Genomic DNA, 12560 nt, shown 5'->3' on the forward strand with positions numbered 1-12560 from the left:
GGCCCGGTCATGTCGCACACCGTTGTCCTGGTGCCCATCTACCAGCCTGTGCTGTCGGCGCTGGAGCAGTTCTCGCTCGACCATTCGCTGCCGCTGCTGGCCGAGAAAGGGCGCGAGGTGCTGTTCATCGGGCCGAAGGGGCTGGACCTGGCCTATTACGCCCAGCGCTATCCCGGCATCGGTTTTCACGGCTACGACCCGGTCTATTTCGGCTCTATCCGCGGCTACAACCTGCTGTTGCTGGACCCCGGCTTCTACGAGCGGTACGCCGCACACGAGTTCCTGCTGATCCTGCAGACCGACGCGGTGCTGCTGCGGGACGATCTCGACCACTGGGCCGGTTTGCCGTACGACTATGTTGGTGCGCCATGGCCGCAAGGCCTGCCGGTGAAGGTCCACCTGGACCGCTTCGAGGGGGGCAACGCCAAGACCGTGCGCGCGCTGGTCGGCAATGGTGGCCTGAGCCTGCGCCGGGTGCGGGCCTGCCAGGCGCTGCTGCGCGAGTTTCCGCAGGCGGCCGAGCATTTCCGCCAGAGCGGCTCCAGCGAAGACCTCTACTTTGCGGTGATGGGCCTGCTGTCCACCGCCTTCGTGCTGCCCAATGAGCGGGTGGCCTCGCTGTTCGCGTGGGAGCTGTCGCCGGAGCACTACCACGCGATCAACGGCGTGCCGCCCATGGGCGGACATGCCTGGTGGAAATACAACCCCGCGTTCTGGGCTGGCTTCTTCTGCATGCCGCCTCCGCTGCCCGAGATCCCTGCGGCCCGCGCGGCCTGTGCGACCGATCCCGTCTCCCCTTGAGGACATCCGATGAGCAAATCCCTGGACCTGGGCTGCGGCCTGCAACCCAAGAACCCGTTCAACGCGCAGGAGGTCTACGGTGTCGACGTGCGCGACGACGCCGAGGCGCACATCGTCAAGGCCGATCTGGTGGTCGAGCCGATTCCGTTTCCGGACAGCTCATTCGAGTATGTGACGGCGCACGATTTTCTCGAACATATTCCGCGCCTGATTTACGTGCCGCAGCGCCGCAATGCCTTTGTCGAGGTCATGAACGAGATTCACCGTGTGCTCAAGCCCGGTGGCGTGTTGATGTCCTTCACGCCCGCATACCCCCATGCAGCAGTATTTCGAGATCCCACGCACATCAATTTCATCACCGAAGAAACCTTTCCGCTGTATTTCGACAACCAGTTGCGCTGGGCGTCGGTCTATGGTTTCAAGGGAAGTTTCGAGATACTCAGTCAGGAATGGCGCGGGCCGCATCTGCTGAGCCTGCTGCGCAAGGTCTGAACAGGAACATTCCCCATGAAGAACGACATCCTGGCGCTGGCCGCCAGAGGAGACATCGCCGGTGCGGCGCGCCTTGTGCGCGAAAGCCTGGCCCGAGGGGGCGCCGAGTTGCGCGACATCCGCGTGCTGAGCGCTCACTTGCTGTTCCAGGCCACGCCGTGGGACGAGATCTCCGCGCTGCTGCCGCCGGACACCAACGGCGTTGTCACTTCGGGCCTGCTGAACTCGGTGCGCAAGGGCCGGCCGCTGAACGCGCAGGACGAGCCGATCCCCTGGTTCACCTACCCGGCGATCGACTTCCTGGACAGCGTGGTGCGACCCGAATGGACGGTGTTCGAGTGGGGCTCCGGCAACTCGACGCTGTGGTGGTCTGCGCGCACGGCGCATGTGGTGTCCGTGGAGGACGACGCGGCCTGGCATGCCGAGGTGGTCAAGCAGATCCGGCCGAACAGCGCCTCGCTGTTCCGGCAAGGCAGCGACTATTTCGATGCCATCCGCGCCTATCCGGATGCGTCCTTCGACGTGATCGTGATCGACGGCTCCAGCCGCAACGACTGCGCCCGGGTGGCCCCCGACAAGCTCGCCCCCGGCGGCCTCATCGTCTTCGACAACGCCGATGGCCCGGAATTTGACGCTGGCCAGCAGTTCCTGATTGACCAGGGGTATTACCGCATCGATTTCTGGGGCCTGATTCCGTCGTATCTCTACTAGGACTTACGCAAAAGAAACTTTCAAACTCAACTGAGTTTTGAGTGCCATATTCTGATCCATGGATTGATCCGGCACCCGATGTGCACTGAAATATCTTGTTTCAACTGGCTGTTCGGATTCATTAAATATGCCTACAATTGGCTTGCCTCAACTCAACAGGAGCCATGATGAAGCCGACAAGACGCGACTACTGTCAGTTTCTGATCTCCACCCAGACCAACTATACCCAAACCTACTTCGCCGACCATCACCCGCATTTCTCGCATGACGCCATCAACCGTTACCTGCAAGACGAAAACATAACGCCTGCCATCGTCTGGGAGCAGGTGGAGAAATCCATCGAACCTGATCCGAACGCTTTCTTGCTGTTCGACGACAGCGTCTCGGACAAGAACCACTCCCATGCGATCGAGCTGGTGCGGCGGCAGTACAGCGGCAATGCCCATGGCCTGATCAAGGGCATCGGTGTGGTCAACTGCTTGTACGTCAACCCCCGCAGCGGTCGCTACTGGATCATCGACTGGCGAGTGTTCGCCCCGCAGGTGGACCACAAGACCAAGCTCCAGCACGTCCAGGAGATGTTCGACGAGGCCATGACGGGCAAGAAGCTGCCATTCCGCGTGGTGCTGATGGACTCCTGGTACGCCACCAAGGAGCTGATGGTGCACATCCATCGTGCGGGCAAGATCTTCTACTGCCCGCTCAAGAGCAATCGCCTGGTCGATGACAGTCAGGCGCAGGCGCCCTATCAGGCCGTCAGTGAGTTGCAGTGGAGCGACCAAGGCGCCGCGCACGGCAAGCTCGTCAAGGTGAACAAGTTTCCAGGCAGCCTCAAGGTCAAGCTGTTTCGGGTGGCGACGGGAAACGGTCGCACGGAATGGGTGGTGACCAATGATCTGGAACAGACTTCGGTGGACGACACGCGAGAGATCTGCGCGATCAGGTGGAAGATCGAGCAGTATCACCGGGAGGTCAAGCAGGTGCTGGGCATGGAGAAATGCCAGTGTCGATCTGCCAGGGCGCAGAGGAATCACATTGCCTGTGTCATCTTGGCGTGGAACCATCTGTCCGCGCTGGCCAGAGACATGAGGACGAATATCTACAGCATCAAGAAGGCGATGATGTCGAATTACATGCGGCAGGAAATAGCTCGACCGTCAGTGCCGATGGCGTACATTTGAGATGGCTACAAAAGTCCAAGCTCTGTGCTAACTGAGTTCAACTTGCGTAAGTCCTATCTACAAGAACTGCACCTCGGTGTTTTTCCGGGATCCGGCGCTATTGCGGCGCACGTCGGTGCCGTCGCGCCACCACTCCTCGGTGGGGATTTCCTGTTTCCAGGCCATGGGCCGCGCCCATCGCACCCCGGAGATTTGACCGGCAAAACCCGTGCTGCTTGGACCGGCGCGGGCGCAGGGGCTGCGGCACCATCGACGGACACGAACGGACCCGTCCCATGAGCATCCACGATCGAACCGTCAGCCTGGTCACCGGTGGCGCCGGCTTTCTCGGCTCGCACCTGTGCGAGCAATTGCTGGCCCGCGGGCACGAGGTGATCTGTGCCGACAATTTCTTCACCGGCACGCGCCGCAACGTCGAGCACCTGATCGGTCACCCGCGCTTCGAGCTGATGCGCCACGACGTGACGTTTCCGCTGTTCGCCGAGGTGGACGAGATCTACAACTTCGCCTGCCCCGCGTCGCCCGTGCATTACCAGCACGACCCGGTCCAGACGACCAAGACCAGCGTGCACGGCGCCATCAACATGCTCGGCCTGGCCAAGCGGGTGAAGGCCAAGATCCTGCAGGCCTCCACCAGCGAGGTCTACGGCGACCCGCAGGTCCACCCGCAGCGCGAGGACTACTGGGGCCACGTCAACCCCAACGGCATCCGCTCCTGCTACGACGAAGGCAAGCGCTGCGCCGAAACGCTGTTCTTCGACTACCACCGTCAGCACCAGCTGCGCATCAAGGTGCTGCGCATCTTCAACACCTACGGCCCGCGCATGCACCCCAACGATGGCCGCGTGGTGTCCAACTTCATCGTCCAGGCATTGCAGGGCCAGCCGATCACGCTCTACGGCGAGGGGTTGCAGACGCGCTCCTTCTGCTATGTGGACGACCTGATCGACGGCGCGCTGCGGCTCATGGGCACGCCCGACCAGGTGACCGGCCCGATCAACGTCGGCAACCCGGTCGAGGTGACGATCCGCGAACTGGCCGAGACCATCCTGCGCCTGACGGGCTCGGCCTCGCCGCTGGTGTTCCGTCCGCTGCCGCAGGACGACCCGATGCAGCGTTGCCCTGACATCACCAAGGCCCGCGAGACGCTGGGCTGGGCGCCCCGGGTGCAGCTGGAGCAAGGCCTTGCACGCACCATCGACTACTTCGAGCGCCTGCTGAGCAGCAGCACCGGCCCGCTGCCGCACGGGCTGCAGCCGTCCGCCACCCCCGTGGCCGCAGCGATCCAGACCCCGGCCCTTGCGGCCTGAGACATTCCCGAACCGATCCGCAGGTGCGTTCATGACCCAGTCCGTCCTTTCGGCTTCCGTCCAGATCAGCGAGCGCTTTCTCGGCCTGCCCGACCGCGGCCTGCCCGCGCGCCACAGCACCGAGCTGATGGCCCACGCCCAGAGCGATGCGCTGTTCCACCTCGCCGCCGCCAAGCAGCTGCGCACCCGCCAGCTGCAGATGCATTTCGGGGGCCGGCGCATCGAGCGGGTGTTGATCTCGGCCAACCTGAGCGGCTTCACCTACCAGCGCCCGGGCTGCACTGTCGAGTTCCTTCCCAAGGGGTTTTTCCAGCCCGCCGATGCCACCACCCGCGATGCCCGGGTGGCCCACCTGCGCGATGCGGTGGTGATCGTCAACAACAACGACGTCGGGCTGGACAACGGCGGCCCCGCGTTTGCGGACCTGTTCAGCCGCTGCGAGCACACCGTCTTCGCCGCCTGGGACTGGGACAACCACCATTGGCTCGACCTGAGCACGTTGCTGGCGGCGCACAGCGACGTCTACGCACCTGCGCACCACGAACACCTCTATCTGCTGAGCCGCTACAACGCCAACATCGCCGGGCCGGTCTATTGCGGCTCGGTGCAGTGGCCGCGCTCCTTCCTGGCGCAGCAGCTGCCGCAGATGCTGCAGGCCGAACGCTCGGATCTGCCGCTGGGCATGCACATCCCCTATGCGCCGTTTGCCTTCCGCAACCGCGTGGTGACGACGCTGGGCCAGCATTTCCCCTCGGTCGGCTTCAGCGACCGCAGCTTCCACGTCCGCACCCCCGCCGAGCGCCTGGCCGAGTGGACCGCGCACAAGGCGCACTGGATCGTGCCGGTGCTCAACGACGTGCCGATCCGCATCTTCGACGCGCTGATCTCCGGCGGCATCCCGATCGTGCCGGACGCGCTGCGCCACCTCGCGCCGGTGCGCGACCTCGACCCGCGCCACATCGTCTTCTACGGCCCGCACGATGTCATCGCGCCGCAGGCCGTGGTCGCGCAGGCCAACGCCCTGTTCGACGACGGCGGCGCCGACCAGCTCGTCGCCCGCCACCGCCACGCGCTCGACCACCACCACGGTGACCAGAAGATCGACCAGATGCTCGATGTGGTGCGCCGCCAGTTCGGATTCCTGGCATGACGGACACCGCTGCGGCAGACGACACGCTGCTGTCCGCCGCCCTGTGGCTGTGCCACCACCACGGCATCGAGCGCAGCCGCACCTCGCTGCTGTCCCCGCTCGGGCTGGTGCCGCCGCTGAACGCCGCGACGGTGCAGCAGGTGCTGCGCGAGGCGGGGTTCCAGACGGCGCTGGTGCAGCGTGATCCGGCGCAGGTGCTCGGGCTGCTGCTGCCGGTGATCCTGCTGCTGCAGGACGGGCAGGCCTGTGTGCTGGTCGCCCGCGAGGAACATGCCGGCGGACTGCAGTTCCGCGTCTTGCTGCCCGGGGCGGAGGGAACGCAGTCCGTCGAGCGCTGGCTGGACGTGGCGGAGATGCAGGCGCAGTCCAGTGGACAGGTGCTGATCGCCATGCCCGCGCTGGCCGCCGGGCCCGACGGCGAAGGCGCCCCCGGACCGGCGGGCCAGACCGGCGACACCGGCCACTGGCTCTGGCAGACGCTGCGCCGCTACGTTCCTTATTACCGCGGGGCGATGCTGGCCGCGATGCTCAGCAATGTGCTGATGCTGTTCACCGGCTTGTTCACCTCGGTGGTCTACGACCGCGTGATCCCGCACCAGGCGATGACGACGCTGTGGGCGCTGGCGACCGGGGCGGGGCTGGCCGTGGCCTTCGACCTCGCCGCGCGCCAGCTGCGCAGCCATCTCATCGACCACGCCGGCCGCAAGGCCGATCTGGCGCTGGGCGCGAAGCTGTACCGCCAGTCGCTGTCGATCCGGCTGGAGCACCGCCCGGACTCGTCCGGCTCGTTTGCCCACCACATGGCGCAGCTCGAAGTGGTGCGCGAGTTCTCCACCTCGGCGACGATGTCGGCGCTGAGCGATCTGCCCTTCGTGCTGCTGTTCATCGGCGTGACCTGGCTGATGGCGGGGCCGCTGGCGCTGGTGCTGGTGGTGGCGGTGCCGCTGATCCTGCTGCTGACGGTCGGGGTGCAGCACTGGCTGCGCCGCTCGATGACGGCGCAGCAGCGGCAGATGGCCGACATGCAGGGCCTGCTGGTCGAGTCGGTCGAGGGCATCGAGACCATCCGCGCCTGCGGTGCCCAGGGCTATTTCCAGCGCCAGTATGAAGAGGCCAATGCCGCCGCGGCGCAGGCCTCGCTGCGGGCACGCACGCTGTCGAGCTGGGTCAGCAACGTGACGATGGTGTCGCAGCAGCTGGTCACGGTGGTGATGCTGGTCTGGGGCGTGCACCTGATCCGCGACGGCCAGCTCACCGGCGGTGCGCTGATCTCGGCGGTGATGTTCGCCGGCCGGACCGTGGCGCCGCTGGGCAGCGTGGTCGCGCTGGCCTCGCGTTACCAGGGCGCGCGGGCGGCCCTGCAGATGATCGACCAGATGATGGCGCTGCCCGTCGACCGCGAACCGGGCCGGCGCTATCTGGCCTCGCCGCAGATCCAGGGCGCGCTCGGCCTGCGCGAGGCGAGCTTCGCCTATGGCCAGGCCTCCACCCATCCGGTGCTCAAGGGCGTGGACCTGCGCATCCGGGCGGGCGAGCGGGTGGCCATTCTCGGCAAGATCGGCAGTGGCAAGTCCACGGCGCTGCGCCTGCTGGCCGGGCTCTACCAGCCGACGCAGGGGGCCGCGGAAGTCGACGGCATCGACCTGCGCCAGATCGACCCCGCGGACTACCGCGCCCGCGTCGGCTTCGTCGAGCAGGAGCCACGCCTGTTCCGCGGCAGTCTGCGCGACAACATCCTGCTCGGCCGCGACAGCGCCAGCCCCGAAGCCCTGTCCGACGTGCTGCACCTGACCGGCCTGGACCGTATCGCGGCCGCGCATCCGCAGGGGCTGGACATGCCGGTGGGCGAGGGCGGGGCGATGCTCTCGGGTGGTCAGCGGCAGCTCGTCGCGCTGGCGCGCTGTCTGGTGACCCGGCCGTCGATCCTGCTGATGGACGAGCCGACCAGCTCGATGGATGCGCAGACCGAACAGCAGTTCGTGCAGCACCTCAAGCGCCTGCTCGGGCCGCGCACGCTGGTGGTGGTGACACACCGGCCGGCGATGCTGGAGCTGGTCGACCGCATCGTCGTGCTCGATGGGGGGCGCCTGCTGGCGGATGGTCCGAAGGCGGCCGTGCTGCAGGCGCTGTCCGGCCAGCGCCCGGCCACTGGCCCGGCCAACCTGTCGGCTGTGCAGGCGGCGCCGACCGCTGCCGCACCGAGTCCGCCGGCCGTGGCCGCGGTCTGAGGAGGACCGAGATGCACCACATGCGGAGATCCCGATGAAAACCGGCACAGCCGCGGCAGCGTCCACCGGACGGTTTGTGCCCGGCGACGAACACTTCCTCACGGGCACGCGCCAGGCCAGTCTGGTCGAGCCCACGCCCCACGCGCTGTGGGCCATCTACTTGCTGTGCCTGATCGTGGTGGCCGCGGGAGCCTGGGCCGCGCTGTCGCCGGTGGACGTGATCACGCGCGCGCAGGGCAAGGTGGTACCCGACGGCCAGGAGCAGGTCATCGCCAGCCTGGAGGGCGGGTTGCTGCGCGCGGTGCTGGTGCGCGAGGGCGATCTGGTCGAGGTCGGTGCCGATCTGGTCCAGCTCGACCCGACCCGCGTCGCGGCCCAGCAGAACGAAGGCCGCGCGCGCCAGTGGTCGCTGCTGGGCACGGCGGCGCGGCTGTCCGCCGAGGCGAATGGCCGCACGGCACTGAACCCGCCGGCCGAGCTGCGTGCCGCCGGCGCAGCGGGGTCGGCCATCCTCGCCGCCGAGACGGACGCGCTGCAGGCCCGGCGGCGCGTGCTGGAGGACTCCGTCTCGGCCAGCCGCGGCAACATCGCGCTGCTGGAGCAGGAGCTGGCCACCGCGCGCCAGATGGCCGAGCGCGGCCTGATGTCCGAGGTCGAGGTCATGCGGCTGGACCGGCAGCGCAACGACCTGCTGATGCAGGTGCAGGAGCGGCTGAACCGCTTCCGCCAGGACGCGGCCACCGAGCTGGTGCGCGTGAACGGTGAACTGGCCCAGCTCGCGCCGCAGCAGCTCGCCAAGGTCGATGCGGTGCAGCGCACGACGCTGAAGTCACCCGTGCGCGGCATCGTCAAGAACGTGCGGATGACGACGGTGGGCGGTGTGGTCGGCGCGGGGGCGCCGATCATGGAGATCGTGCCCCAGGGCGACCGGGTGCTGGTCGAGGCCCGGATCGCGCCCGCGGACATCGGCTTCGTGCACGCCGGCCTGCCGGTCACGGTCAAGCTGAGCACCTACGACTACTACACCTACGGCGGGCTGGAGGGCACGATCGAGGTCATCAGCCCCGATGCGCTCGGCGAGGACCGTCCCGGCGCGTCGCAGGACAGCACGTACTACAAGGCCCGCATCCGCGCCGACGCCTCGCGGCTGCGCACCGCCACCGGTCGGCCGCTGACCGTGCTGCCTGGCATGACTGCCTCGGTCGAGATCCGCACCGGGGAGCGCAGCGTGCTGGAGTTCCTGGTGTCGCCGATGCTCAAGGGGCGGGAGGCGTTCCGTGAGCGGTGAGACGGTCCTGCCGACCCGCCTTCGGCCCACATCCGTTGCGGCACGGCTGATGCCTTGGCTGCTGTGCTTGGCCAGTGCACTGGCCAGCATCGGTGTCCGCGCCGCCGCACCGGATTGCGCTGAAGTGCCTGCCGCCGAGTCGACATCCGCCATGGCGGGTGCAGGCGAGGGCGAGGATGTGCTGCCCTCGCTGGCGTCTCTGGCGCGTGACGCCCTGGCCCAGAGTGCCGAGGTGCGCGGGGCGCAGCACGGGAGCCGCGCCGCCCGTTTCGACCTGGACCAGACCGCCGCCGCCGCCCGACCGGCCATCGGCCTGAGCAGCGGACTGGGATTGGCCCAGTCTGCCCAGGACGGCGCCACCCGCCGCGAAGGCCGCACCAGCAGCCTCGCGCTGAGCGTGACGGCGCCGCTCTACGACGGCGGACGGCTGGACGCGCTGGTGCAGTACCGGCAGCGCATGGCAGAGGCGGGCGAGGTCAACATCGGCTCGGTCCGCGAGCGGGTGGTGCGCGAGGCCGTGGTGACGGTGCTGGAGCGCAACCGCTACACCGCGCAGGTCGCAGTCCACGACCGGCATGTCGCCAAGATGGCCTGCCTGGTCCGGATGATGGAGCAGGTGGTCGAGCTGGACCGGGGCCGCAGCAGCGAACTCACCCAGGCGCGCGTGGGACTGCGCCAGGCGCAGCTGGTCCGCGAAGATGCGCTCACCGCCCGGCGCCAGGCGCAGACCCGGCTGCAGCAGCTGGTGGGCGGCCCGGCCATCCTGCCGTGGTCGGATGCGGGGCGACCGCTGCAGGACGTGCCTGCGCTGGCGCAGGTGGTCGATGAGATGGGTGCCAGTCCGGACGTGCAGCAGCTGCGTCTGCAGGCCGAGGCCATGCTCGCCTATGCCCGCGCCAGCCGTGCGGAAACGGCGCCACAGCTGCGCTGGCAGGCCGGGACGAGCCAGTCCCGTGCGGTGCATGCCGACGCCACCAGCTGGAATGCCGGACTGACCCTGAACCTGACGCTGGCCGATGGCGGTGCCGCGATGGCGGGCAGTAACGCAGCGGCCGAGCGGGCGCTTGCCGCCCGGCGGCAGGAAGAGGCGCTGATCGAGGAGCGCATCCGGACGGCCACCGCCTTGCACGACGCCGCCGTCAGCGCCCGCACACGCACAGCCCAGATCACCGAGGTGCTCAAGGACAGCGAGCAGGTCCGCTCGGCCACCTACGCGCAGTGGGCACGCCTGGGCCGGCGCTCGCTGTTCGACCTGATCTCGGCCGAGGCCGAGCACATGCAGCTGCGGCTGGCGGAGGTCAATGCACAGCACGACGCCTGGGCTGCGGTGGCGCAGATGCGCAGCGCGGGCGCCGGGTTGCTGCCGTGGCTGGCGCCGGAGCTGGCCCCCGTCGGCGGGCGCTGAGCGGCTGGGTGGGGGTGGCTGGGTGGGGGTGGCTGGTCGCGCGGGGGCGTGCCGGTTCAGAAGTCGGGGCCGGCGGGCCGTTGGCGCAGTCGACGGGCGTCGTGCCCCTTGTGCCACAGGCGCATGAGGAGCCGTGCAGCGCGCGCCAGCACATGGTCCAGTGCCGTGCGCCAGTCGCTGGACACACTGGAGATGACCACCGATCCGGCGCCGTGGGTTCTGAGTTCCAGCTGGCAGCGCTTGTCGATGCCGCCGCGCGGACCGTTCTCGTCCGAGAACTGCACTTCGGCACGCGGCACCAGCCCGCCCATGCGCCGGAACGCGAAGCGCACACGGCGCTCGGTCAGATCGCGCAGTGCGGTGGCGTGTGGATCACGGGACTTGAAGAGCACTTGCATCGCGGGATCTCCATCGGTTATCGGGTGAAAGACAGGGGGACTGTGGCCTGCCTCGGTGACCCGGAAAAGCAGCCTTTCAGGAAGCGGGGCATCGGATAAACCTGAACAAGACGCCCAGATGCTCAGACGTCCAGCCCTGGTGCCGGGCGGTGCGCCTCAACGGGACGCGGGTCTGGCGGCACTGGCGTGTGCCGCGGCGATGACCTGCAGCACCAGCGGGTGGTGCTGCCCACGGCGCGAGCGGATGGCGTGGATCTCCTCCTTCACCCCATCGCAGCGCCCGAGCAGGCACAGCCCCGGCATCAGGCCCACATCGTCCGCGCCCAGGCTGCTGACCGGGAACACCCCCAGCCCGCGTGCAGCGAACACGGCCAGCAGCGCGCTGTCCTCGAATTCGCCGACGATCTGTGGCCGCAGGCCCTTGGACTCGAACCAGCGGTCCAGGCTCGGGCGCAGGGCTGAATGTCCTGTCGGCAGCAGCACGGGCAAGCGGTTCAGCGATTGGGGAAACTGCGCCACGGTCTCCGGGTGCACATGCACGGCCGGGCCGTACCACTCCACCGGGGACTCGACGAGCCGTTCGCTTGTCAGGCGGAGATTCGGGTTGCGGGGCGCCGGTTGCCCGGCCAGCACCAGATCCAGGTGGTGGAGCGCCAGTTCAGCCAGCAGCTGCTCGAACTCGCCTTCGTGACAGACCAGCCGCAGCGCGGGGGTGTCCAGCACGGACTCCAGCAGCGCATGCGCCGCCAGCTTGGAAATCCCGTCCGACAGCCCGACGGCCAGACGGGCGATCTGTCCATTCGCCGCGGCACGGACCTCCTCGGGAATCAGCTGACCCAGCTGGAAGATCTCTTCGGCGCGGGCGAAGGCGGCCTGGCCCGCCTCGGTCATCGTGACGCCTCGCCCGGCAGGCTTGAGCAGCTGGTGGCCCAGCGCCTTTTCGAGTTCGCGCACCTGCGCGCTGATGGTCTGCACCGCCATGTCCAGTCGCTCGGCTGCCCGGGAGAAGCCGCCCTCCTTGGTGACGACCCAGAAGTAGTACAGATGACGGTAGTTGAGCATGTGCGGTTCACATCGGAAAAACAGAAGTCTATTTCTGATTGGTGCTGGTTTCATCTACCGCCGAACTGACAAAGACTGCGGCCTGTCGTGACGCAACCAAAATGGATCGATCATGTTCTACGCACTCAGCTGGGCGGTGGTGTTCAGCCTTCTCGCACTGTGGTCACTTGCCGCCTGGGCCTTGCATGGCATTGCCGTGTGGACGATTTCGAATGCGGGTGTGCTGACCGGGGCTGCATCGGGCGTCGAGACACTTCGCCTCCCAGAGTGGCTGGTGCCCTGGATTCCGCCGGAGACCGTGCAGGCGATCACGGCCCTGTTCGCGGGTCTCGCCCCCACCATCGACAGCGTTCTGCAGGCCATGCCGCTGCTGGCGGATGGTCTGACCATCGTGTCCTGGGTGATCTGGGGTCTTGGCGGCATGCTGCTGGTCCTGCTGGGGGTCGGACTGCATCTGCTCATCGCGCTGTGGCGCAGCCGCGGCGGCAGTGCAGCGGTACCGCAGCGCTCGCAGGTGACCGCATGACCAGACGC

The 12560-nt window shown here is 67.7% G+C and carries 12 protein-coding genes; 10 read left to right on the plus strand and 2 right to left on the minus strand.

Annotated elements, in window-relative coordinates; genetic code table 11:
* Positions 1 to 9 precede the first annotated feature (9 nt).
* From U5O44_RS17770 to U5O44_RS17810, 9 genes are all read left to right on the plus strand, one after another.
* Positions 10 to 801 carry a DUF5672 family protein gene (locus U5O44_RS17770; RefSeq protein ID WP_322589732.1) on the plus strand — a complete coding sequence of 264 codons (792 nt, stop codon included), beginning with the start codon at positions 10 to 12 and terminating at the stop codon, positions 799 to 801.
* 9 nt (positions 802 to 810) lie between these two features.
* Entirely contained in the window at positions 811 to 1293 is a 483-nt protein-coding gene (locus U5O44_RS17775) for a class I SAM-dependent methyltransferase (RefSeq protein ID WP_322589733.1), read from the plus strand.
* A gap of 15 nt (positions 1294 to 1308) precedes the next feature.
* Complete coding sequence (locus U5O44_RS17780; protein WP_322589734.1) at positions 1309 to 2004, plus strand: class I SAM-dependent methyltransferase; 696 nt, start codon at positions 1309 to 1311, stop codon at positions 2002 to 2004.
* A gap of 167 nt (positions 2005 to 2171) precedes the next feature.
* Positions 2172 to 3185 (plus strand): IS701 family transposase, encoded by a 1014-nt coding sequence (locus U5O44_RS17785; RefSeq protein ID WP_322586630.1) that lies wholly within the window; start codon positions 2172 to 2174, stop codon positions 3183 to 3185.
* 275 nt (positions 3186 to 3460) lie between these two features.
* Positions 3461 to 4495, plus strand: coding sequence for a UDP-glucuronic acid decarboxylase family protein (locus U5O44_RS17790; RefSeq protein WP_322589735.1), 1035 nt, complete (start codon positions 3461 to 3463; stop codon positions 4493 to 4495).
* Positions 4496 to 4526: 31 nt separating this feature from the next.
* Entirely contained in the window at positions 4527 to 5645 is a 1119-nt protein-coding gene (locus U5O44_RS17795) for a hypothetical protein (RefSeq protein ID WP_322589736.1), read from the plus strand.
* Positions 5642 to 7873, plus strand: a complete 2232-nt coding sequence (locus U5O44_RS17800; RefSeq protein ID WP_322589737.1) for a type I secretion system permease/ATPase — start codon at positions 5642 to 5644, stop codon at positions 7871 to 7873. The genes U5O44_RS17795 and U5O44_RS17800 overlap by 4 nt, the downstream gene beginning before the upstream one ends.
* 34 nt (positions 7874 to 7907) lie before the next feature.
* The gene (locus U5O44_RS17805) at positions 7908 to 9161 is read left to right on the plus strand and encodes an HlyD family type I secretion periplasmic adaptor subunit (RefSeq protein ID WP_322589738.1); all 1254 of its coding nucleotides are present in this window, start codon (positions 7908 to 7910) and stop codon (positions 9159 to 9161) included.
* 49 nt (positions 9162 to 9210) lie between these two features.
* Complete coding sequence (locus U5O44_RS17810; protein WP_322589739.1) at positions 9211 to 10566, plus strand: TolC family protein; 1356 nt, start codon at positions 9211 to 9213, stop codon at positions 10564 to 10566.
* Positions 10567 to 10622: 56 nt separating this feature from the next.
* Here the strand turns inward: U5O44_RS17810 and U5O44_RS17815 are convergent, their stop codons facing one another.
* Together U5O44_RS17815 and U5O44_RS17820 are read right to left on the minus strand one after the other, a co-directional pair.
* The gene (locus U5O44_RS17815; RefSeq protein WP_322589740.1) at positions 10623 to 10964 is read right to left on the minus strand and encodes an HPF/RaiA family ribosome-associated protein; all 342 of its coding nucleotides are present in this window, start codon (positions 10962 to 10964) and stop codon (positions 10623 to 10625) included.
* 156 nt (positions 10965 to 11120) lie between these two features.
* Positions 11121 to 12026, minus strand: coding sequence for a LysR family transcriptional regulator (locus tag U5O44_RS17820; protein WP_322589741.1), 906 nt, complete (start codon positions 12024 to 12026; stop codon positions 11121 to 11123).
* 112 nt (positions 12027 to 12138) lie between these two features.
* On the opposite strand from U5O44_RS17820, the gene U5O44_RS17825 reads away from it, so the two are divergent.
* Entirely contained in the window at positions 12139 to 12552 is a 414-nt protein-coding gene (locus U5O44_RS17825; protein WP_322589742.1) for a hypothetical protein, read from the plus strand.
* The last annotated feature ends 8 nt before the right edge of the window (positions 12553 to 12560 follow it).

Origin of the sequence: Sphaerotilus sp. (assembly GCF_034519685.1) — a bacterium.
In the GTDB taxonomy this organism is placed as follows: domain Bacteria; phylum Pseudomonadota; class Gammaproteobacteria; order Burkholderiales; family Burkholderiaceae_C; genus Sphaerotilus.